The sequence below is a fragment of the Mycolicibacterium bacteremicum genome, assembly GCF_002086115.1.
Taxonomy (GTDB): Bacteria; Actinomycetota; Actinomycetes; order Mycobacteriales; family Mycobacteriaceae; genus Mycobacterium; species Mycobacterium bacteremicum.
Genome location: NZ_MVHJ01000014.1, coordinates 20,892 through 42,894, shown reverse-complemented (window position 1 = coordinate 42,894; position 22,003 = coordinate 20,892). Strand labels below are relative to the sequence as shown.

24 protein-coding genes are annotated in these 22,003 nt (G+C 68.5%); 6 read left to right on the top strand and 18 right to left on the bottom strand.

Annotation, left to right across the window (positions count from 1 at the left end; all coding sequences use genetic code 11):
* Positions 1-60: 60 nt before the first annotated feature.
* The 3 genes from gabT to BST17_RS17435 all read left to right on the top strand — a co-directional run bounded on the left by gabT (position 61) and on the right by BST17_RS17435 (position 3,739).
* Positions 61-1,407: a 4-aminobutyrate--2-oxoglutarate transaminase gene (gabT, locus tag BST17_RS17445; protein ID WP_083060152.1), complete on the top strand. Its 1,347-nt coding sequence runs from the start codon at positions 61-63 to the stop codon at positions 1,405-1,407.
* Between the two features lie 27 nt (positions 1,408-1,434).
* On the top strand, positions 1,435-2,550 hold the full coding sequence (locus tag BST17_RS17440; protein ID WP_234807713.1) for a GGDEF domain-containing protein: 1,116 nt from the start codon (positions 1,435-1,437) through the stop codon (positions 2,548-2,550).
* Between the two features lie 70 nt (positions 2,551-2,620).
* Entirely contained in the window at positions 2,621-3,739 is a 1,119-nt protein-coding gene (locus BST17_RS17435) for a GGDEF domain-containing protein (RefSeq protein ID WP_165762295.1), read from the top strand.
* Here the strand turns inward: BST17_RS17435 and BST17_RS17430 are convergent.
* The 6 genes from BST17_RS17430 to BST17_RS17405 all read right to left on the bottom strand — a co-directional run bounded on the left by BST17_RS17430 (position 3,693) and on the right by BST17_RS17405 (position 7,438).
* Positions 3,693-4,403 (bottom strand): hypothetical protein, encoded by a 711-nt coding sequence (locus tag BST17_RS17430; RefSeq protein ID WP_083060150.1) that lies wholly within the window; start codon positions 4,401-4,403, stop codon positions 3,693-3,695. The genes BST17_RS17435 and BST17_RS17430 overlap by 47 nt on opposite strands.
* A 53-nt stretch (positions 4,404-4,456) precedes the next feature.
* The gene (locus BST17_RS17425; protein WP_083060243.1) at positions 4,457-4,843 is read right to left on the bottom strand and encodes a DUF1304 domain-containing protein; all 387 of its coding nucleotides are present in this window, start codon (positions 4,841-4,843) and stop codon (positions 4,457-4,459) included.
* Positions 4,844-4,848: 5 nt separating this feature from the next.
* Positions 4,849-5,907 (bottom strand): Holliday junction branch migration DNA helicase RuvB, encoded by a 1,059-nt coding sequence (ruvB, locus tag BST17_RS17420; RefSeq protein ID WP_083060149.1) that lies wholly within the window; start codon positions 5,905-5,907, stop codon positions 4,849-4,851.
* 2 nt (positions 5,908-5,909) lie between these two features.
* Entirely contained in the window at positions 5,910-6,500 is a 591-nt protein-coding gene (gene ruvA / locus BST17_RS17415; RefSeq protein ID WP_083060148.1) for a Holliday junction branch migration protein RuvA, read from the bottom strand.
* Complete coding sequence (ruvC, locus tag BST17_RS17410; protein ID WP_030135185.1) at positions 6,497-7,054, bottom strand: crossover junction endodeoxyribonuclease RuvC; 558 nt, start codon at positions 7,052-7,054, stop codon at positions 6,497-6,499. The genes ruvA and ruvC overlap by 4 nt, the downstream gene beginning before the upstream one ends.
* A 75-nt stretch (positions 7,055-7,129) precedes the next feature.
* Positions 7,130-7,438: a hypothetical protein gene (locus BST17_RS17405; protein ID WP_083060147.1), complete on the bottom strand. Its 309-nt coding sequence runs from the start codon at positions 7,436-7,438 to the stop codon at positions 7,130-7,132.
* 30 nt (positions 7,439-7,468) lie between these two features.
* On the opposite strand from BST17_RS17405, the gene BST17_RS17400 reads away from it, so the two are divergent.
* Positions 7,469-8,116: an SDR family oxidoreductase gene (locus BST17_RS17400; protein WP_083060146.1), complete on the top strand. Its 648-nt coding sequence runs from the start codon at positions 7,469-7,471 to the stop codon at positions 8,114-8,116.
* A 7-nt stretch (positions 8,117-8,123) separates the two neighbouring features.
* Here BST17_RS17400 and BST17_RS17395 read toward each other — a convergent pair whose 3' ends face one another.
* Positions 8,124-8,879, bottom strand: coding sequence for a YebC/PmpR family DNA-binding transcriptional regulator (locus BST17_RS17395; RefSeq protein ID WP_083060145.1), 756 nt, complete (start codon positions 8,877-8,879; stop codon positions 8,124-8,126).
* 172 nt (positions 8,880-9,051) lie between these two features.
* On the opposite strand from BST17_RS17395, the gene BST17_RS17390 reads away from it, so the two are divergent.
* Positions 9,052-10,263 carry an acyl-CoA dehydrogenase family protein gene (locus tag BST17_RS17390; protein ID WP_083060144.1) on the top strand — a complete coding sequence of 404 codons (1,212 nt, stop codon included), beginning with the start codon at positions 9,052-9,054 and terminating at the stop codon, positions 10,261-10,263.
* Positions 10,264-10,371: 108 nt separating this feature from the next.
* Positions 10,372-12,036 carry a purine-cytosine permease family protein gene (locus BST17_RS17385; protein WP_083060143.1) on the top strand — a complete coding sequence of 555 codons (1,665 nt, stop codon included), beginning with the start codon at positions 10,372-10,374 and terminating at the stop codon, positions 12,034-12,036.
* Here the strand turns inward: BST17_RS17385 and pdxT are convergent.
* From pdxT to BST17_RS17330, 11 genes are all read right to left on the bottom strand, one after another.
* Entirely contained in the window at positions 12,027-12,614 is a 588-nt protein-coding gene (gene pdxT / locus BST17_RS17380) for a pyridoxal 5'-phosphate synthase glutaminase subunit PdxT (RefSeq protein WP_083060142.1), read from the bottom strand. The genes BST17_RS17385 and pdxT overlap by 10 nt on opposite strands.
* Positions 12,611-13,459 (bottom strand): acyl-CoA thioesterase II, encoded by an 849-nt coding sequence (gene tesB, locus BST17_RS17375; RefSeq protein ID WP_083060141.1) that lies wholly within the window; start codon positions 13,457-13,459, stop codon positions 12,611-12,613. The genes pdxT and tesB overlap by 4 nt, the downstream gene beginning before the upstream one ends.
* A gap of 3 nt (positions 13,460-13,462) precedes the next feature.
* Positions 13,463-14,368 (bottom strand): pyridoxal 5'-phosphate synthase lyase subunit PdxS, encoded by a 906-nt coding sequence (pdxS, locus tag BST17_RS17370; RefSeq protein WP_083060242.1) that lies wholly within the window; start codon positions 14,366-14,368, stop codon positions 13,463-13,465.
* A gap of 67 nt (positions 14,369-14,435) precedes the next feature.
* Positions 14,436-15,464: an NUDIX hydrolase gene (locus tag BST17_RS17365; RefSeq protein ID WP_109750188.1), complete on the bottom strand. Its 1,029-nt coding sequence runs from the start codon at positions 15,462-15,464 to the stop codon at positions 14,436-14,438.
* On the bottom strand, positions 15,461-16,606 hold the full coding sequence (locus BST17_RS17360) for a glycosyltransferase family 4 protein (protein ID WP_083060139.1): 1,146 nt from the start codon (positions 16,604-16,606) through the stop codon (positions 15,461-15,463). The genes BST17_RS17365 and BST17_RS17360 overlap by 4 nt, the downstream gene beginning before the upstream one ends.
* A gap of 6 nt (positions 16,607-16,612) precedes the next feature.
* Complete coding sequence (locus BST17_RS17355; protein ID WP_083060138.1) at positions 16,613-17,563, bottom strand: phosphatidylinositol mannoside acyltransferase; 951 nt, start codon at positions 17,561-17,563, stop codon at positions 16,613-16,615.
* Positions 17,560-18,219 carry a phosphatidylinositol phosphate synthase gene (gene pgsA, locus BST17_RS17350; protein ID WP_083060137.1) on the bottom strand — a complete coding sequence of 220 codons (660 nt, stop codon included), beginning with the start codon at positions 18,217-18,219 and terminating at the stop codon, positions 17,560-17,562. The genes BST17_RS17355 and pgsA overlap by 4 nt, the downstream gene beginning before the upstream one ends.
* The gene (locus BST17_RS17345) at positions 18,216-18,806 is read right to left on the bottom strand and encodes an ATP adenylyltransferase (RefSeq protein WP_083060136.1); all 591 of its coding nucleotides are present in this window, start codon (positions 18,804-18,806) and stop codon (positions 18,216-18,218) included. The genes pgsA and BST17_RS17345 overlap by 4 nt, the downstream gene beginning before the upstream one ends.
* Positions 18,803-20,851, bottom strand: coding sequence for a threonine--tRNA ligase (gene thrS / locus BST17_RS17340; RefSeq protein WP_083060135.1), 2,049 nt, complete (start codon positions 20,849-20,851; stop codon positions 18,803-18,805). Before thrS ends, BST17_RS17345 begins: the two co-directional genes overlap by 4 nt.
* A 65-nt stretch (positions 20,852-20,916) precedes the next feature.
* Positions 20,917-21,366 carry a TIGR02611 family protein gene (locus tag BST17_RS17335; RefSeq protein WP_083060134.1) on the bottom strand — a complete coding sequence of 150 codons (450 nt, stop codon included), beginning with the start codon at positions 21,364-21,366 and terminating at the stop codon, positions 20,917-20,919.
* Positions 21,363-21,980, bottom strand: coding sequence for a PaaI family thioesterase (locus tag BST17_RS17330; protein ID WP_083060133.1), 618 nt, complete (start codon positions 21,978-21,980; stop codon positions 21,363-21,365). Before BST17_RS17330 ends, BST17_RS17335 begins: the two co-directional genes overlap by 4 nt.
* Positions 21,981-22,003: the final 23 nt, after the last annotated feature.

The following is a 22,003-nucleotide window of genomic DNA, read 5'->3' as shown; positions in this document are numbered from 1 at the left end:
ACGCGATCCGCAAGTGGATTGCGCGTCAGCTGCTGTTTTCCCCCGTATCCAGGAGTCAGTGTGACTGCCGTCGAACAGACCCGCCACCTCGCCACCGCCATCCCCGGGCCCAAGTCCGCGGCCCTGATCGAGCGCAAGAACGCCGCTGTCTCGCGCGGCGTCGGCACGACCATGCCCGTCTACGCGGCCCGCGCAGCCGGCGGCATCCTCGAGGACATCGACGGCAACCGGCTCATCGACCTCGGGTCCGGTATCGCCGTCACGACGATCGGCAATGCCGCGCCACGCGTCGTCGAGGCCGTCCGCGAGCAGGTCGATCAGTTCACCCACACCTGCTTCATGGTGACGCCGTACGAGGGTTATGTGGCGGTGGCCGAACACCTCAACAGGTTGACCCCCGGCGGCGGTGAGAAGCGCTCGGCCCTGTTCAACACCGGATCGGAAGCCGTCGAGAACGCGGTCAAGATCGCCCGCTCGTACACCCGCAAACAAGCCGTGGTGTCCTTCGACCACGCCTACCACGGCCGCACCAACCTGACCATGGCACTGACGGCGAAGTCGATGCCCTACAAACACGGCTTCGGACCGTTCGCCCCCGAGATCTACCGGGCGCCGCTGTCGTACCCGTTCCGGGATGCCGAGTTCGGCAAGGAGCTGGCCACCGACGGCGAACTGGCCGCCAAGCGTGCCATCAGCGTCATCGACAAGCAGGTCGGCGCCGACAATCTGGCGGCCGTCATCATCGAGCCGATCCAGGGTGAGGGTGGCTTCATCGTGCCGGCGCCGGGCTTCCTGCCGGCGCTGCTGGCCTGGTGCCGGGAGAACAACGTGGTGTTCATCGCCGACGAGGTGCAGACCGGCTTCGCCCGGACCGGGGCCATGTTCGCCTGTGAACACGAGGGCATCGAGCCGGATTTGATCGTCACCGCCAAGGGGATCGCCGACGGGCTGCCGTTGTCGGCGGTGACCGGGCGCGCCGAGATCATGGACGCCCCGCACGTCTCCGGCCTGGGCGGCACCTACGGTGGCAACCCGATCGCCTGTGCCGCCGCGCTGGCCACCATCGAGACCATCGAGTCCGACGGGCTGGTCGACCGCGCCGGTGCCATCGAGCGGCTGATGAAGGATCGGTTGCACCAGATGCAGGCCGATGACGACCGCATCGGCGATGTCCGCGGTCGCGGCGCCATGATCGCCGTCGAACTGGTCAAGCCCGGCAGCACCGAACCGGATGCCGAGTTGACCAAGGCGTTGTGCGCGGCCGCCCACGCCAAGGGCGTGATCGTGTTGTCCTGCGGCACGTACGGCAACGTGCTGCGGTTCCTGCCGCCGCTGGCCATCAGCGACGAGTTGCTCACCGAGGCACTGGACATCCTGGCCACCGCACTGGGCGAACTTCGCACCTAGCCGGTCGACGCTGGCTAACATCGGCCGGTGTCCTTCCTGGCCGTGCTCGGCTCGTCGTGGCGGCAACCGGACCACTTCGACTGGCTGTCGAGCTATCTGAAGGTCCAGCGTCTGCGCGGTCTGACCCGGGTGATGATGGTTGCCGTAATCGTGCTGGTCGGGGTGGCGCCGCTGGTCATGCACTGGAGTCCGGGCGGACCCGCGGACGGTCTGCCCACCATCGTGTCGATCATCATCGCCGTCATCACCGCGGGCCTGGCGATGCTGTGGATATGGCGCTGGCCGAGCAGGCGGCAGTCGGTGGCCTTCGCGATGACCGCCACCGTGTGCATCGGCGTGGCCTGTCTGTTGGACCGCGACCCCGGGTCGGGCCTGCTGGGCTGCGCGGTCTTTGCGGCGATCGCCGGATACGTGGCCTTCTTCCACAGCAGTCGTCACCTGGTGGCGGTGATCGTCATCGCCGTCAGCATCGCCACCGTCGACGCGGTCCGGATCGCGCTCGCCGGGGACCCCGCCGCGGCGATCAGCAAGTATCTGGTGATCCTGGTGGGCGTGCTGGCCGTCCCCTCCTCGGTGCAGATACTCGTGCAGCTGTTGGGATCCGATGCCGCGGAATCCGATCTCGACTCACTGACCGGAGCCCACAACCGGCGCGGGTTCTACCGTGGCGCACACGATCTGGTGGTGCGGGCGCGTGATGACGCTGCCGCTGTCGGGTTGATCCTGGTCGACCTCGACGGATTCAAGCGCGTCAACGACACCCGAGGGCACGCGGCCGGTGACGCCCTGCTGGTGGCGGTCAGCGATGTGCTGCGGCGGTGCGCCGCCGATCTGGACGCCATCACCGCGCGATTCGGTGGCGAGGAATTCGTCGTTCTCGGCACGCTCGACACCGCCGCCGCCGACGACCTCGCCGAACGGGTCCGCACCGATGTCGCGGCCCTGCCGGATGCCCTCACCGTCAGCATCGGCGTCGCCGGTTCGGCCGTCGCCGGCGCTGCCGACACCGAGATTCGCCCCATCCTGGATCGCCTGGTGGACGCCGCCGATGACGCGATGTACGACGCCAAACGGTCCGGCGGCAACCGGGTTCGGCACAGCGGGCGGCCCGCCGGCCCGGGGCCGGGTACGGCGCGCGACTGAATGCCCTGCACGCAACCCGTATGGTGACAGCGACCACAGTGCCCGATACTTCCCTGGAAATTCTCAGACGATGGACACCATCCGCCGGTGGTGGCGGCAACCCGACCGCTACGAGTGGCTTTCGGCCTACCTGGAGTCGCAGCGACTCCGCTGGCCGCTGCAGCTCATCATGGCCGTCACGGTGGCCTTCGTCGGATTCGTGCCGATCCTGATGGTGTTCAGCCCGTCCATGCCGTCGCGGACCGCGACCGCGGCCGTCGCCGTACCCGCCAGTGCGCTGTGCTGGGCCATGGCGTTCACCTGGTTGACCCGCTGGCCGTCCCGGCGTGCCTCCCGGTTCTTCGCGCTGTCCTCGGCGATCTGTGTGGCGCTGGCCTGCCTGGTGTCGCTGCGCCCCGAACATGCGCTGGTGACCTGCGTCATCTTCGCCGCGATCGCGGGTCTGGTCGCCTTCACCCACACCACCCCGTTCCTGGCGGTGATCCTCGGCATCGGTGTGACCACGGCGGTGACAAGCGGTGTGCGCGCGGCTGTTTCGGGGGACGCCCCGCTGATGATCAGCATCCTGCTGCTGGTACTGGCCAGCATGCTGACGGTGCCGTTGATGGGCCAGGTGCTGGTGCAACTGCTCGGCGGGGACGCGGTGAACTCCGACGTCGACGCCCTGACCGGCCTGCACAACCGGCGCGGCTTCCACCGGGCCGTCGCCCACCGGGCGACCCGACTGGTGCGCGAGCGCGGTGCGCTGGGGGTGGTGATGGTCGACCTGGACGCGTTCAAGAAGGTCAATGACACCCAGGGCCACGCCGCCGGCGATCAGGTGCTCAGGGCGGTGGCCGCGGTGCTGCGCCGGGTGGCCGGTGGCGACGCGGTGGTGGCCCGCATCGGCGGTGAGGAATTCTGCGTGGCCGGCATGATGAGCGAGCGGCAGCTGCGCCACCTCGCCGACCGTGCGCGCCGGGCCATCGACGATCTGCCCCATCCGGTCACGGCCAGCATCGGCACCGCGTCCTCACCGCTGCCCGCACGGGTGTCGGCGACCGCGGCCGGCCTGGAACAGTTGTTGGAAACCGCCGACCAGGCCATGTACACCGCCAAGCGCGCGGGCGGCAATCGGGTGTGCCATGGCGCCGATCGACCGGCTAGTGCGCCACCGGCGTCCGCGAGGACCGGAACAGCCGGTCCTTGAGACCGCGCCGCCGGGTCGGCACCGTGGTGCGATCGGGTTCGGTGGCCACGATCGGTCCGGTGGTGGACCGCGCGTCCACCGGCTCGTCGCGCAGCGGCACCGCCCGCGCCGGCACCTCGTGCGTGCGGACCTCGCGGGTGTCGTCGTGGGTGCTGTCGTAGACCGCCGGGTCGTGCAGGGTCACATCGCGCACGCTGCGCACCGAGACGCGGCCGATCGCGGCGGCGCCCAGGAAGACGATCAGCGCGCCCAGTCCGGAGAAGTAGGCGAGTTCCAGCGCCACGCTCTTGGCCTCGGTCACCGCCACCGGGCTGCCGGGCGTACCCAGCCCCAGCGGCGCGGCGAGGGCGCGCCCCACCACGAACCAGACGCCGGCGGCGACGCTGAGCCAGCCGCCGAGCATGGCGGTGGCGCGGTTACGCGATACCAGCAACAGGAACCCGCCCAGGACGGCCACCGCTCCCGGCAGCACCTGCAGCCAGCCCCGCCCCGCCGTCCAGGCCCACGGCGAGTCCGGGGTGAAGGCGAAATCGAAGTACGGGCCCACGAACGGGATGAGCGCACCCCAGACGCCCAGGGCAATCAACAGAAAGCCGCTCAGTGCGCCGCGGCTGCGGGCGATGTGCATCCTGCCGCCACGGGCGGTCACTCGGTTATCGGTCATGGTGGGCCTCCTCTGCCGCGGTGTGATTACCCAGCCCGGCCGCCCCGAAACCGCTATCCGAGCAGGTGGACCGCCAGCAGCACGACCGCGATGAGCGGCAGCAGGCCCTGGGTGATCGCGGCGCGCGCCTTGTCCGGGGAGGACGCCAGCAGCACCGCGGCCGCCGCCAGCATGGAGCCGACACCGGCCAGCATCAGCGCCACCCCCACGCCGGTGTGCCCGAGCGCCGCCGCGGCGATGCCCGCACCCGACACGATGGCCAGGAAAAGGTTGTAGAACCCCTGGTTGAACGCCATCTCCCTGGTGGCCTCGGCCTCCTGGGCGCTGAGTCCGAACGTCGCCCGGGTGCGGGGCGAGGTCCAGGTCAGCGACTCCATCACGAAGATGTAGACGTGCAGCAGCGCGGCCAGGCCGGCGATGATCGAAGCGGCGACGAGCATGGCGCTCATTCAAACAGGCCGGTCTGCTGCCCTAGACCGCGAACCGGCGGCTGCAATCCGAGGTGTGTCCAGGCCAGCGGGGTGGCCACCCGGCCACGCGGGGTGCGGGCGATCATCCCGGCCCGCACCAGGAACGGCTCACACACCTCCTCGACGGTGGTGGCCTCCTCCCCGACCGCGACGGCCAGCGTGGACACCCCGACCGGCCCGCCGCCGAAGCTCTTCGTCAGTGCGGTGAGGACTGCGCGGTCCAGCCGGTCCAGACCGAGCTCGTCGACGTCGTACACCTCCAGCGCCGCCTTGGCGATATCGCGGGTGATCACCCCGTCGGCGCGCACCTCGGCGTAGTCACGCACCCGGCGCAGCAGCCGGTTGGCGATGCGCGGGGTGCCCCGCGAGCGGCGGGCGACCTCGGCACCCGCGGTGGCCTCCAGCGCGATGCCCAGGATCCCGGCCGAACGGTGCAGCACGCGCTCGAGGTCGGACGGGTCGTAGAAGTCCATGTGGGCGGTGAACCCGAACCGGTCCCGCAGCGGACCGGTCAGCGCGCCCGAGCGGGTGGTGGCACCGACCAGGGTGAACGGCGCGACATCGAGTGGAATCGACGTGGCCCCGGGGCCCTTGCCGACCACGACGTCGACGCGGAAGTCCTCCATGGCCAGATAGAGCATCTCTTCGGCCGGGCGGGCGATGCGGTGGATCTCGTCGATGAAGAGCACATCACCCTCGACCAGATTGGACAGCATGGCGGCCAGGTCACCGGCCCGTTCCAGCGCCGGACCGGACGTCACCCGCAGCGCCGACCCCAGTTCGGCGGCGATGATCATCGCCAGTGAGGTCTTACCCAGGCCGGGCGGGCCGGACAGCAGGATGTGATCCGGTGTGCCACCACGATTCTTGGCGCCCTCGAGCACGAGTTGCAGCTGCTCGCGGACGCGGTGCTGGCCGATGAACTCACTCAGCGAGCGCGGCCGCAGGCTGGCGTCGATATCCCCTTCGCCGACGGTCAGCGCCGGTGAGACGTCGCGCTCCTGCGGTTCGTCCTCGTCGTCGAAACGGCCCATGCCTACTTCTTACCGAGCATCGACAGCGCCGCCCGCAGCGCCCCGGAGGTAGTCGCGTTCGGATCGTCGGCGAGCACCTTGTCGGTGGCCTCCTCGGCCTGCTTCGCCGCAAAACCAAGGCCGACAAGGGCTTCCACGACGGGCGTACGCACGGCGTGGCCGGTGGCGGCGCCCGTCCCGCCCGCGCCGGGCACCGCGCCGATCTTGTCGCGCAGCTCCAGCACCATCCGTTCGGCGCCGCGCTTGCCGATACCGGGCACCCGGGTCAGCGCGGCGACATCACCGTCGGCCAGCGCCTGGCGCAGCGCCTGGGCGTCGTAGACCGCCAGGGTGGCCAGCGCGATCTTGGGCCCGACCCCGGACACCCCGAGCAGGGTGGTGAACAGGTCGCGGGCCGCACCGTCGGCGAAACCGTAGAGCGTCATGGAGTCCTCACGCACGATCATCGCGGTGATGAGCCGGGCGTCCTCACCACGACGCAGCGTGGACAGCGTCGACGGGGTGGCCATCACCTTGTAACCGACGCCCGCGGCTTCGATGACCGCGTGGTCGAGGGCGATGTCGATGACCTCACCGCGCACCGAGGCGATCATGCGCGGACCGCCTTCAGTCGGGCCTGGTAGCGCTTCTTCTGTTCGGCCGCCTTCGCCTCCGCCTCGGCCATCCGGGCGATCATCGGCGCCCGCCAGCAGTGACAGATCGCCAGCGCCAGCGCGTCGGCGGCATCGGCGGGTGTCGGTTTCTGTTGCAGCGCCAGGATTTTGGTGACCATGGTGGTGATCTGCGCCTTATCGGCACGCCCGTTGCCGGTCACCGCGGCCTTCACCTCCGAGGGCGTATGGAAGTACACGTCGATACCGCGGCGCGCCGCGGCCAACGCGATCACTCCGCCGGCCTGGGCGGTGCCCATCGCGGTGTTGGCATTGTGGTTGGCGAACACCCGCTCGATGGCGATGACATCGGGGACGTGGGTGTCCATCCAGTGCTCGACCGTGTCGCTGATGGTCAGCAACCGTTTCTGCAGCGGCTCGTCGGCGGGAGTACGCACGACGTCGACATCGAGCGCGGTGACATGCCGGCCGCGCCCACTCTCGATCATCGACAGCCCGCAGCGCGTCAACCCGGGATCGACTCCCATTACCCGCACGCCAACCCCTTCACCATCAGAACACCTGTTCGATAGGTTAGCGGCCCGCACCGACACAGCGCGGCAGGGACACGCTCAGATGACGAAGTGTCCGGACCGCCAGCCGCGGGCCACCTGCAGGGCCAATTCTTCGATGCGCGCCCCGGACCGGCGCCAACCGCGCACCAGGACGGTCTCGACTTCGACGCCGTCGCGTTCGACGATGATCCGCCAGCGCACCCCGAGACCCTTGGCAGCGAACCAGAATGGCCACAGCAGCAGCAGCGGCGTGGCCAGCAGCAGTCCGAGCAGCCCGTCGAAGGCCAGGTCGGCCACATCTGTGAACGGCCACCAGCGCCGGCGCACCGACCATTGCACACCGCTGGGATCCGTCACGACAGCCACCGGGACATCTTGCCGTGGCAGGCTGGCAACATGCGAGTCGTCATTGCCGGTGGACACGGAAAGATCGCGCTGATCCTGGAGAAGTTGCTCGCCGAACGTGGTGACACCGCGGTCGGCCTGGTGCGCAACCCGGCGCAGGTGCCGGATCTGCAGGCCATCGGGGCACAGGCCGCGGTGCTCGATCTGGAGCGCAGTACGGTCGCCGAGGTGGCCGAGGTGCTGCGCGGGGCGGATGCGGTGGTGTTCGCCGCCGGAGCCGGCCCGGGCAGCGGGGTCGAGCGTAAACAGACCGTCGACCGCGACGCCGCGATCCTGTTGGCCGATGCCGCCGAGGCCGCCGGGGTGAATCGCTACGTGATGGTGTCGGCGATATCGGCCGACGACCGCAGCCTCGACGATTCCTACGACGAGGTGTTCCGCGCATATATCCGCGCCAAAGCAGAGGCCGACGCCGACGTGCGGGGGCGGGCCGGGCTGCGGAGCACGATCGTGCGCCCGGGCCGGCTGACCGACGAGGCCGGCACCGGCCGGGTGCAGATCGCCGAGTCCACCGGACGGGGCGAGATCCCGCGCGCCGACGTGGCGGCGGTGCTGCTGGCCGTGCTCGACGATCCGGGTACGGCCGGACGCACCTTCGAGCTGATCGGCGGGGACACCCCGATCAGCGACGCGCTGTAGGCGCGGCTCAGTCCTCGTCGAGTTGGGCGGCGACGTCGTCGGGGATGTCGACGTTGGTGTACACGTCCTGCACGTCGTCGCTGTCCTCGAGCGCGTCGACGAGCTTGAGCACCTTGCGGGCGGCCTCCAGGTCGACCTGCACGCTGACCGACGGTTGGAAGCTGGCCTCGGCGGAGTCGTAGTCGATACCGGCTTCCTGCAGGGCGGTGCGCACGGCGACGAGGTCGGTGGGCTCGGAGATGACCTCGAAGCTCTCCCCCAGGTCGTTGATCTCCTCGGCGCCGGCCTCCAGGACCGCGGCCAGCACGTCGTCCTCGGACAGACCGTTCTTCTCCAGCGTGATGATGCCCTTGCGGGAGAACAGGTAGGACACCGATCCGGGGTCGGCCATGTTGCCGCCGTTGCGGGTCATCGCCACCCGGACCTCGCCGGCGGCCCGGTTCTTGTTGTCGGTCAGGCACTCCACGAGGACGGCCACCCCGTTGGGGCCGTACCCCTCGTAGGTGATGGTCTGCCAGTCCGCGCCGCCGGCCTCTTCCCCGGCGCCGCGCTTGCGGGCGCGCTCGATGTTGTCGTTGGGGACGGAGTTCTTCTTGGCCTTCTGGATGGCGTCGTAGAGGGTCGGGTTGCCACCGGGGTCACCACCACCGGTGCGCGCGGCGACCTCGATGTTCTTGATCAGCTTGGCGAAGTTCTTGCCACGACGGGCGTCGATGATCGCCTTCTTGTGCTTGGTGGTGGCCCACTTGGAATGGCCGCTCATGCAGATACGCCCTCTTTCTGGTGAAACGTCAGTTGACCAGTCTACGGGCACCACCAGCCCGGACCGGTGTACCGGGGCCGTCAATGCAGCGCTCCGACAATCGGCGATGAACATATGTTAACTGAGCCACAGTCGCTGGTCAGCTAACTTACTCCAAAGTAAGGTACGGGACATGACCTTCTCCCTGGAGTTGTCCTCCGACCTGCTCGACGTACAGAAGTGGGTTCATGAGTTCGCCGCCGACGTCGTGCGGCCGGCCGCCCCCGAGTGGGACGAGCGCGAAGAAACGCCGTGGCCGGTCATCGCCGAGGCCGCCAAGATCGGCCTGTACTCGATGGAGTTCTTCGCCGAGCAGGCCGCCGAACCCTCCGGCCTCGGCATGATCGTGGCGTTCGAGGAGATGTTCTGGGGTGACGCGGGCATCGCGCTGTCGATCCTGGGAACAGGTCTGGCCGCGGCGTCACTGGCCGGCAGCGGCACCCCCGAGCAGATCGGCGAGTGGCTGCCGCAGATGTTCGGCACGGTGGAGGACCCGAAGGTGGCGGCATTCTGCTCGTCGGAACCTGGCGCCGGCTCCGATGTCGGGGCCATCCTGACCCGCGCCCGCTATGACGAGGCCACCGATGAGTGGGTGCTCAACGGCACCAAGACCTGGGCCACCAACGGCGGTATCGCCGAGGTCCACATCGTGGTCGCCTCGGTCTATCCGGAACTGGGCAGTCGCGGTCAGGCGTCGTTCATCATCCCGCCTCAGACACCGGGTTTCAGCCAGGGCCAGAAGTTCCTCAAGCACGGCATCCGCGCCTCGCACACCGCCGAGGTGGTGCTCGACGACGTGCGCATCCCGGGCCGGTTGATCGTCGGCGGTAAGGACAAGTTCGACGAGCGCATCGCGCGGGTGCGCGAGGGCAAGCGGACCAACGGGCAGGCCGCGATGGCCACCTTCGAGCGCACCCGGCCCACCGTCGGTGCGATGGCCGTCGGGGTGGCCCGCGCCGCCTACGAGTACGCCCTCGACTACGCCTGCGAGCGTGAACAATTCGGCCGCAAGATCGGCGAATTCCAGGGTGTTGCGTTCAAGCTGGCCGATATGAAGGCGCGCATTGACGCCGCCCGACTGCTGGTCTACCGGGCCGGCTGGATGGCGCGCAACGGCAAGGCCTTCGAGTCCGCCGAGGGGTCGATGGCCAAGCTGGTCGCCAGCGAGACCGCCACCTACGTCACCGACGAGGCGATCCAGATCCTCGGCGGCAACGGCTACACCCGGGAGTACCCGGTGGAGCGCATGCATCGCGACGCCAAGATCTTCACCATCTTCGAGGGCACCAGCGAGATCCAGCGGCTGGTGATGGCGCGCACGCTGACCGGCCTGGCGATCCGCTAGACGATCCGAAGTCACTTACGCCTTAGTCAATTTGGCGCGGTAACGCGGTACTTTCGGCCGGAACACCACCTTCACCGCTGCGAAACACAGCGCGCCTAGCTTTTGCCCATGACGCAAGAATTGGGCGACGAGGTACGCGGCGCGGATCTCGACACCGACCTTGACCGGTTGACCGCCACCAAGGAGACCCTCGAGGACTACACGCTGCGCTTCGCACCGCGCAGCTACCGAAAGTGGTCCACCAGGGTGGTGGGCATCTCGGCGCTCGGCGGAATCGCCTACCTGGCCGATTTCGCCATCGGAGCCAACATAGGGATCGCCTACGGCACGACAAATGCCCTGTGGGGCATTTTGATATTCGCGGTGGTCGTGATGGTGACCGGATTCCCGTTGGCCTACTACGCCGCCCGCTACAACATCGACCTCGACCTGATCACCCGCGGCAGCGGCTTCGGCTATTACGGGTCGGTGGTCACCAACGTCATCTTTGCGACGTTCACCTTCATTTTCTTCGCGCTCGAGGGCTCGATCATGGCGCAGGGGCTCGAACTCGGACTCGGCATCCCGTTGTGGGTCGGCTACGCAGTATCGACGATCATCATCTTCCCGCTGGTCATCTACGGCATGAAGGTGCTCTCGACGCTGCAGGTGTGGACCACCCCGCTGTGGCTGGTCCTGATGGTCGCACCGTTCGGCTACCTGGTCGTCAGTCACCCCGAATCGATATCGGACTTCTTCGCCTTCCGGGGCGAAAGTGGCACCGCCGGCTTCGATCTGGGGATGACCCTGTTGGCGGCGGGGGTGTGCCTGTCGTTGATCGTGCAGATCGCCGAGCAGATCGACTATCTGCGGTTCATGCCGCCGCGCACGCCGGAGAACAGCCGCAGCTGGTGGACGTGGATGTTCCTGGCCGGCCCGGGCTGGGTGATCTTCGGCGCCATCAAACAGGTCGTCGGCCTGTTCCTGGCGGTATACCTGATAGCCAACGTCTTCGATGGCGCGGTATCCAACGCCAACGAACCCGTGCACCAGTTCCTGGAGATCTACCGCAACTTCCTCCCGCCCTGGCTGGCGATGACACTGGCAGTGATCCTCGTCGTGATCAGCCAGGTGAAGATCAACGTCACCAACGCCTACTCCGGGTCCCTGGCGTGGACCAACTCGTTCACCCGGGTGACCAAGCGCTATCCGGGCCGTCTGGTATTCCTCGGATTCAACCTGTTGATCGCGTTGATTCTGATGGAGGCCGATATGTTCGCCTTCCTGAACTCGATCCTGGGTTTCTACGCCAACTGCGGTATCGCCTGGGTTGTGGTGGTGGCCTCCGACATCGTCTTCAACAAATACCTGCTCAAGATCTCGCCCATGCAGCCGGAGTTCCGACGCGGCATGCTCTACGCGATCAACCCGGTCGGGTTCGTCTCGCTGCTCGTTGCGGCAGGGGTGTCCCTGCTGACGTTCTTCGGCCTGCTCGGCGAGGCGATCCGGCCGTACTCACCGCTGGTCGCGATGGTGCTGGGGGCGGTGTTGCCGCCCATCATCGCCGTCGCCACCAAGGGCAGGTACTACCTACGACGCACCGATGACGGGATTGATCTGCCGATGTACGACGAATACGGGAACCCGTCGCACGCGCAGCTCAAATGTCATGTCTGCCATCACGATTATGAGCGGCCGGACATGATGAAATGCGCCACCCATGACGCGTTCGTGTGCTCGCTGTGCCTGTCCACCGACAAGGTCGGCGACCACGTGCTGCCGGCTCAGGCCTGAAGCGACTCGACGAACATCCGGTGCACCCGGCGGTCGCCGGTCACCTCCGGGTGGAAGGACGTCGCCAGCACCGTCCCCTGCCGCACCGCGACGGGATGCCCTGCGGCGCTGGCCAATACCTCGACCGACGGGCCGACCCGCTCCACCCACGGCGCCCGGATGAAGACGGCGTGCACGTGCGCGTCCAGACCCGCGAACGCGATGGTCTCCTCGAAGGAGTCCACCTGGCGCCCGAAGGCGTTGCGCCGCACCGTCATGTCGATACCGCCCAGCGGCAGCGCCTCCCGGCCCGGCACACCCGCGTCCAGGATCTCGGTGGCCAACAAGATCATGCCCGCGCACGATCCGTAGGCGGGCATGCCGTCGGCCAACCGGGCGCGCAACGGCTCCAGCAGCTCGAACTCGCGCAGCAGGTGACTCATGGCGGTCGATTCCCCGCCCGGGATCACCAGGGCGTCCACCGCGTCCAGCTCGGCCGGCCGGCGCACGGTGCACGCGTCGGCGCCCGCCTCGGTCAACGCCGCGAGGTGTTCGCGGGTGTCGCCCTGCAGCGCGAGAACCCCGACCCGGACCGTCACGTGGCGGGCGGGACGAAGTCGCGCTGGTAGCGGGTCAACCCCTCCTGCATGACGGCCGCGACCATCTCGCCGTACTGGTTGAACAGCTTGCCCTGGGTCAGCGCCCGCCCACCGCAGGCCGACGGCGAGGACTGGTCGTAGAGCAGCCATTCGTCGGCCCGGAACGGCCGCATGAACCACATCGCGTGATCCAGCGAGGCGATCATCAGGTGCTTGCGTTCCTCGGGGTGGTTCACCTGCGCCGACCCCAGCAGGGTCAGGTCACTCAGATAGGCCAACGCACAGATGTGCAGCACCGGGTCATCGGGCAGCGGGTCGCGGTGCCGGAACCACACCTGTTGCTGAGATGCCTTGCCCGCCACCTTGTTCACCTGGTCACGGGGAACGATGCGGACGTCCCACTCGTCGAACTGGCGGAAGCTGGCGTCGTCGAACACCTTCGCGTTGGTCTTGAAGCCGGGGACCTCGTCGGGGCCCGGCGCCGACGGCATGGCGTCCTGATGTTCGATACCGGACTGATCGGTCTGGAACGACGCGGACATGCTGAAGATCGTCTGCCCGTGCTGCACGGCGCTGACTCGCCGGGTGGCGAACGATCCGCCGTCGCGGATGCGCTCGACCAGGTAGACCGATGGTGACCGGGCGTCACCGGGGCGCAGGAAGTATCCGTGCAGCGAGTGCACCTGGAACTTGGGGTCGACGGTGCGGACCGCCGACACCAGTGACTGCCCGGCGACGTGGCCACCGAAAGTGCGTTGCAGGAAACCGGATTCGGGACTGAACACACCGCCCCGGTAGATGTCGACCTCGAGCTGTTCGAGGTCGAGGATCTCTTCGATGGACACCTGTTACCAGCCGCGCTCGGCGAGTCGGTGCGGCTGCGGGATGTCGTCGACGTTGATGCCGACCATCGCCTCCCCCAGTCCGCGCGAGACCTTGGCCAGCACATCGGGATCGTCGTAGAAGGTGGTCGCCTTCACGATCGCTGCGGCACGCGCGGCCGGGTCACCGGACTTGAAGATGCCCGAGCCGACGAACACGCCCTCGGCGCCGAGTTGCATCATCATCGCCGCATCGGCCGGGGTCGCGATACCACCGGCGGTGAACAGCGTGACCGGCAGCTTGCCGGCCTTGGCCACCTCGGCCACCAGCTCATAGGGCGCCTGCAGTTCCTTGGCGGCGACGAACAACTCGTCCTCGGACAGCGAGGTCAGGCGGCGGATCTCAGCGCCGATCTTGCGCATGTGGGTGGTGGCATTGGAGACATCACCGGTGCCGGCCTCACCCTTGGAGCGGATCATCGCCGCCCCCTCGGTGATCCGGCGCAGCGCCTCACCCAGGTTGGTCGCCCCGCACACGAACGGCACGGTGAAGCGCCACTTGTCGATGTGGTTGGCGTAGTCGGCCGGGGTCAGCACCTCGGACTCGTCGATGTAATCCACACCCAACGACTGCAGGATCTGCGCCTCGACGAAGTGCCCGATACGCACCTTGGCCATCACCGGGATGGTGACCGCGTCGATGATGCCCTCGATCATGTCCGGATCGCTCATCCGCGACACCCCGCCCTGGGCACGGATGTCGGCGGGCACCCGCTCCAGCGCCATCACGGCCACTGCACCGGCGCCCTCGGCGATACGCGCCTGCTCGGGGGTGACGACGTCCATGATGACCCCGCCCTTGAGCATCTCGGCCATCCCACGCTTGACCCGCGCGGTACCGGTCTTACTGCCGTTCTGCCCGACGGTATCCATCACAATCTCCTTCACTCACCTACTGAAACAGTCTAAACGTGGCGCCAAATCAAATGAATCCGCAGTCTCAGCGAATGGGCTGAGGCTGCGTACCCGGTCCGGCACCCCGCACATCGGCCAGCTCACCGGCCTGGACCAGCAGTTCGCCGAGCTGCAGCGGGTACACGGACTCACCGTTGGCGACCAGCTCGGCGATCATTGTCGCATCGCACCAGAGATGGCCGTGAATGTAGCGGCGCTCGAGGTCGTTGTAGCCGTCGTCGGTGGGTTCGAAATGGCGCGTGCGGTGCACGAAGAAGTACTCCTCGCTGCGCATGACCGCCCCGTTGAAGTCGATCAGGGCATTACGCCGCCAGACCGGACCGACCAGCTCATCCGGGCTCACCCGCAGACCGGTCTCCTCCACCAATTCGCGGACCGCCGTGTCGACGAGTTCCTCGCCCGCCTCGACCGCCCCGCCGACGGTGAACCACCAGCGTCGGCTGCCGTCGCGGGCCGGGTCCGATCCGCGGAACAACAGCACCCGACCGTCCTCGTCGAGCAGCACGATGCGCGCCGACACGCGGTTACCGACCTGCCCGGCGTCGCGGGCCGCCGGCCCCGCCCGTTCGGCGATCTCGAAGTAGGTGGGCAGCGCGGCCGTGCCGCCCAGGTGCAGCAGCCGCACCATCGGGCGTTCGCGCAGCGCGAGCGTGTCCCGCACGGCATCGTTGTGGAAGCGCCGCGCCAGCAACACCCGGGCCTCGGCGTCGGCGAGCTCGGCCACCAGCGCGGTCGGCAGGGCCACCGGATCCACCATCGTCAGCGCCGCCGACAGCGCGTTCTCGGCGGCCTCGCGGGCCGGCCGGTCGGCGCGTTCGGCGGCATCGGCCAGCGCCGCGAGTCGCTTGCCCTCCGGGCCCCGCCCATAGGCGTCGACGGCGACCGCCCGGGCCACCACCGCGCGACGGGCCAGCGCCCCGTCGAGCGCCTGCCAGGACAGGTCGTAGCGCACATGCAACCGGTCGAGCCGGTTGGCGGTCAGATAGGCCCAGCTGCCCAGCAACAACAGCGCGGCCCCCACCAGCACCAGCAGGACGATCAGCCAGACCATCACGCCAGGCTCCTGCCGGCGGTGCCGGCCACCTGCACCTTGGCCCCGGAACCGCTGACCGTCTCGTAGACCCGCATGATCTCGCCGGCCACCACCGACCAGTCGTAGCGGCGCACCGCGGCGGAAGCGGCCTGCACATAGCGGCGACGGGCGTCATCATCGGCCAGCAGTTCGATCAGGCTGTCGGCCAGGGCGTCGGCGTCGTCGACCGGTACCAGCCGGCCGGCCGCGCCACCGTCGAGCACCCGGCTGAAGGCGTCTAGGTCGCTGGCCACCACGGCCGTCCCCGCGGCCATCGCCTCGACCAGCACGATGCCGAAGCTCTCACCGCCGGTGTTGGGGGCGCAGTACACGTCGGCGCTGCGCAGCGCCGAGGCCTTGGTGGCATCGTCGACCGCCCCGAGGAAACGTAGATTGCGCGCGAATTCGCCTGCCTGCTCCGATAATTCGTCGTTGTCGCCGCGGCCGACGATCAGCACCTCGACATCCGGGAACCGCGCGACCAGTCGGGGTAGCGCGCCGAGCAGCACGGCCATCCCCTTACGGGGTTCGTCGAACCGGCCGAGGAACAACACCGATCGGCCCGGCCGCGGATATCCCGGCAGCCGCGGCGCCTCGGCGAACTCGGCGACGTTCAGCCCGTTGGGAATCTCCACCGCATCCGAACCCAGCGCCTCCATCTGCCAGCGCCGGGCCAGGTCAGAGACCGCGATCCGGCCGACGATCTTCTCGTTGAGCGGCCGCAGCATCCCCTGGAAGACGCTGAGCGTCAACGACTTCGTGGTGGAGGTGTGAAACGTCGCGACGATCGGCCCCTCGGCGATCATCAGCGCCAGCATCGAGACGCTGGGCGCGTTGGGCTCGTGCAGGTGCAGCACGTCGAAGTCACCGTCGATGAGCCACCGCTTGACCTTGCGATGGGTGGCGGGCCCGAATCGCAGACGCGCCACCGACCCGTTGTACGGGATCGGCACGGCCTTGCCACCGGAGACCACGTACTCGGGCAACGTGACATGCGGGGACGCCGGAGCAAGCACGCTGACCTCGTGGCCGCGCCCCCGGAAGACCTCGGCCAGCTGCAGGACGTGCGCCTGGACGCCGCCGTGCACATCGAAGGAGTACGGGCACACCATCCCGATGCGCATGGCGCCCTAGCTTCCTTCGAGCCGGGCGCGGCGTTCGGCCGACAGGTCGACGATCCACTGCGGCTGCAGCATGTGCCAGTCCGCGGGGTGTTCGGCGATGCCGGCCTCGAAATGGGCGGCCAGCGCCTGGGTGATGGTGCCGATATCGCCGGTGGAGGTGTCCAGCGCCGGGTGGATCCGCAGGCCCCACCCGTCATCGGTGAACCAGGTGTGCACCGGTAGCAGGGCGGCCCCGGTCTCATCCGCGAGCCGGGCCGGGCCGGCAGGCAGCCGGGTGTCCTCACCGAAGAACTGCACCTGCACCCCGGAGCGGGTGAGGTCGCGGTCGGACATCAGACAGACCAGTCCGTTGTCGCGCAGCCGGTCGACGAGCACCTCGCCCGGCGGCCGGGCGCCACCGGTCAGCGGCAGCACCTCGAAGCCCAGGCTCTCGCGGTAGTCGACGAAACGCTGATACAGCGACTCGGGTTTCAGCCGTTCGGCGACGGTGGCGAACCTGCCGTAGGTGTTGGTCAGCCACACCCCGGCGATATCCCAGTTGCCGCTGTGCGGCAGCGCCAGGACGACACCGCGGCCGGCGTTCAGCGCGGCCTCGATGTGGTGGTGGCCCTCGACGCGGTCCTGCACCTGCGCGGCGATCGCCGCGTGGTTCATCGACGGCAGCCGGAAGGCCTCCCGCCAGTACCGCGCATAGGAGGCCAACGACGCCCGCACCAGGCTGCCGGGCACCTGGGCCGGCGGCACGCCGATGACCCGCGCGAGGTTCTTGCGCAGTTGCTCGGGCCCGCCGCCACGCGCGGCGTACAGCGCTCCGGCGTCGAACATGTTGCGGGCGGCGAACTCCGGCATGGTGCGCACCAGTTGCCAGCCGGCGGCGTATCCCAGGTCGGACAGCTGGCCGCCCAGCGGCAGCCGGAAGCCCCGCACATTCGGCAGCCCGGCCGACGGCGTGCTCACTGACCGTCCTCGGCGGGACCGGCCGGCGCGATCGGCAACGGGTCCATCGCACCCGGGGAGGTCCGCACCGCGTGCAGTCGCTGCGCCAGCGTCACCAGGCTGGCAACCGCCAGACCCCACATGGCGATGTCGAGCAGCACCGGCAGCCCGAACAGACCCGAGAGCCCGGCACCGGTGAGCGCGATCACCAACCGCTCGGGGCGTTCGATGATGCCGCCGTCGCCGCGCAGACCGCTGGCCTCGGCACGGGCCTTGATATAGGAGATGACCTGCGAGGTGACCAGGCAGATGAGGGTGGCGACCACCAGCGCGGTGTTGTGCGCGCCGAATGCGGCCCACCACGCCAGCCCGCAGAAGATGGCGCCGTCGCTGAGCCGGTCGCAGGTCGCGTCCAGCACCGCGCCGAACCGCGTCCCGCCACCCCGTTCGCGGGCCATCGCGCCGTCCAGCATGTCGGCCAACACGAAGATGAAGACGGCGAATCCACCCCACCACAGCTGCCCGATCGGGAAGAGGGTCAGCGCGGCGACGATCGAACCCGCGGTGCCCAGGATCGTGATGCTGTCGGGGGTGAGCCCGGCGCGCAGCGCCGTCCTGGCGACCGGGCGCGAGATCTTGGTGTACGCCGCCCGGGTCATCAGGTAGAAGTTGCTCATTTGTCCGGGTGCCCCGTCGCTGCGCCCGGCCCGGGCTGGGCCGCCCATTCCGAGGCGAGCAGCCGCCGCGTCTCGCCCAGCAGCTGCGGGATCACCTTGGAGCCGCCGATGATGGTGATGAAGTTGGCGTCCCCGCCCCAGCGCGGCACCACATGCATGTGTAGATGTTCGGCCAGCGAGCCACCCGCCGAGGTACCCAGGTTCAGACCGACATTGAACCCGTGCGGGCGGGAGACGGCCTTGATGACCCGAATGGCCTTCTGGGTGAACGCCATCAGTTCGGCGGTCTCGTCGGTGCTGAGGTCCTCCAGCTCGGACACCCGCCGGTACGGCACGACCATCAGGTGGCCCGGGTTGTAGGGGTAGAGGTTGAGTACCGCATAGACCAGGTCCCCGCGCGCCACCATCAGGCCGTCCTCGTCCGACATGGCGGGGATGTCGGTGAACGGTTCCTTCGACATCGCCGACCCGGCGCCCTTCTTCATGGGCGATTCGGCGATGTAGCTCATCCGGTGCGGGGTCCACAGACGCTGGAGGTGGTCCGGCTCCCCCACCCCGGTGTCGACGATCGCCTCGTCTTCGCTCATGTCGATACCGTCAGCAGATCCGCTGTGGGAGTGGCATTCTCACGCCGGGCGATCCAATCCACGATCGCGTCCACCGCGGCGTCGCGGGCGATGCCGTTGACCTGGGTGCGATCGGTGAACCGGAAGGACACCGCGCCCGCCTCGATATCCTTGTCGCCGGCCAACAGCATGAACGGCACCCGCTGGTTGGTGTGGTTGACGATCTTCTTGGCCATCCGGTCGTCGCTGCCGTCCACCTCGACCCGGACCCCGCGGCTGCGCAGTTGGGCGGCAACCTCTTCCAGGTAGGGCAGGTGCGCGTCCGCGACCGGCACCCCGACCACCTGCACCGGTGCCAGCCAGGCCGGGAACGCGCCCGCGTAATGCTCGGTGAGCACGCCGAAGAACCGCTCGATGGACCCGAACAGCGCCCGGTGGATCAGCACGGGACGCCGCCTGCTGCCGTCGGCGGCGGTGTACTCCAGCTCGAACCGGTCGGGCATGTTGAAGTCCAACTGGATGGTCGACATCTGCCAGTGCCGGCCGAGCGCATCCTTGACCTGCACCGAGATCTTCGGCCCGTAGAAGGCGGCGCCGCCCGGATCCGGCACCAGTGCCAACCCCGAGGCTTCGGCGACCTCCCGCAGCGTGTCGGTGGCCTCCTCCCACAGCTCGTCGGAGCCGACGGACTTCTCCGGGTCCCTGGTCGACAGTTCGAGGTAGAAGTCGTCGAGGCCGTAGTCGGACAGCAGGTCGAGCACGAACTGCAGCAGCGAGGTCAGCTCCTCGCGCATCTGCTCGCGGGTGGTGTAGATGTGCGCGTCGTCCTGGGTCATCCCGCGCACCCGGGTCAGCCCGTGCACCACGCCGGACTTCTCGTACCGGTAGACCGATCCGAATTCGAAGAGCCGCAGCGGCAGTTCCCGGTAGGACCGTCCGCGGGAGCGGTAGATCAAATGGTGCATCGGGCAGTTCATCGGCTTCAGGTAATAGTCCTGACCGGGCTTGCGGACCGTCCCGTCCTCGTTGTATTCGGCATCGATCTGCATCGGCGGGAACATGCCGTCGGCGTACCACTCCAGGTGACCGGAGGTGATGTACAGGTTCTCCTTGGTGATGTGCGGCGTGTTGACGAACTGGTAGCCGGCCTGTTCGTGCTTGCGGCGCGAATAGTCCTCCAGTTCCTTGCGCACGATGCCGCCCTTGGGGTGGAACACCGGCAGGCCCGACCCGAGCTCGTCGGGGAAGCTGAACAGGTCGAGCTCGACACCGAGCTTGCGATGATCGCGGCGCTGGGCCTCCTCGATGAGTTCGAGGTGGCGGTCCAGGGCCTCCTGGGACTCCCAGGCCGTGCCGTAGATGCGCTGCAGGCTGGCGTTGTTCTGGTTCCCGCGCCAGTAGGCCGCACTGCTGCGGGTGAGCTTGAACGCGGGGATGTAGCGGGTGGTCGGGATGTGCGGTCCCCGGCACAGATCGCCCCAGATGCGTTCCTTGGTGCGCGGGTTCAGGTTGTCGTAGGCGGTGAGCTCATCCCCGCCGACCTCCATGACATCGGGATCACCGGACTTGTCGTCGACCAGTTCGAGCTTGTACGGCTCGCCGGAAAGCTCCTGGCGGGCTTGCTCTTTGGATTCGTAGACCCGGCGTGAGAACAGCTGGCCGTCCTTGATGATCTTGGCCATCCGCTTCTCCAACTTGACCAGATCCTCGGGCGTGAAGGGCTCGGCGACGTCGAAGTCGTAATAGAAGCCGTCGGTGATGGGCGGGCCGATGCCGAGCTTGGCCTGCGGGAACAGCTCCTGCACCGCCTGGGCCAGCACGTGCGCGCACGAGTGCCGGATGACGCTGCGGCCGTCCTCGGTGTCGGCGGCCACCGGTTCGACGTGCGCGTCGGCGTCGGGCACCCAGTTCAGGTCGCGCAGCCTGCCGTCGGCATCGCGCACCACGACGATGGCGTCGGCGGCACCACGCTCGGGCAGCCCGGCCGCCCGCACCGCCGCGCCGGCGGTGGTCCCGGCAGCGACCCGGATCGGGGCTGCGGGGGCGGAACTGGCGGCGGCGGTCATCGGTGGTTCTCCTAGCGGCTCGAGTGAATCGCGACCATGCTATCGGGGTTGCCCCAGCGCAATACCTACGACCCGATGCCGATCGGGCTCGTCAACCAGGGCCAGTCGATACCGACCCAGCCCGCGACCAGGCCCACCGCCCCGAACAGCCACAGCGTCACGATGACCACGACGGCGGTGAACAGCGCGCTGAGCGCCTTCACCGCGATGTGCTGGCGGCCGAACCAGTCCATCACCTTGTCGTAGCGGACCCGCACCCAGTGCAGCACCACCTGCGCGGCGCGGAACTCGGTGGCCAGGATGCCCAGCCCGAGGAAGACGATCGCCCAGCCCGGGCCCGGGTACGGGATGGTGACGATGCCGATGATGAGCACCAGGGTGCCGACGACACCGACGATGGTGCGGTAGGTCAGGTCCGCCATCGGACGGTCGCGCAGCTTGTCGCGCCAGCGCGCCCAGGCCCGCTTGTCGCGCTTGCCCCGGTTGTCGCGGTTGTCGCGGTTGTCGATACTCATGGCTGCCCCGGCTTCAGTCGCACGAACAGGGCATCGGCCTCGGTGAGCACCGTGCCGTCATCGGACAACCGGCCACTGACGAACATCTTGCGGCCGTCGATGCGGTCGATGCCCGCGTCGACCTGCAGCACCTTGCCGATCGGCACGATCTTGCGGTAGTCGATGCCCAGGTGCGCGGTGCGCTGGTACATGCTCTTCGTCAGCTTCGCGGTGGTGTAGCCGAGCAGTGAGTCGAACAGCAGACCCAGCACGCCGCCGTGCACGGCGCTGTTACGGCCCAGGTGGTAGCGCCGGAACTGCACGGTGCCGCTGACCCGGTCATCGGTGACGCGCAGATCCATCGGCACCGACATGATGTTGCCGCGGTTGGGCAGATCGAGGCGGCGCCCGGACGGCGAATGCCATTCGTCGGCCTCATACGGCGCCAGCAGGGCCGACACCTTCTCGACCAGATCGGCGGCCTCGCTGATCACCTCGTCGGGCGCGTCGGCGGCCCGGGCGTGGTCCTGCAACGTCCGGACGGCCTCGATGAACCGTCCGTAATCGGGTCCGCCGTTGTCGGTGGGCTCGGGCGGGTTGAATCCGCCGCCGGGATGCGCGGTGCCGGTCGTCACGGCAGCAACGTTATTGCACGGCC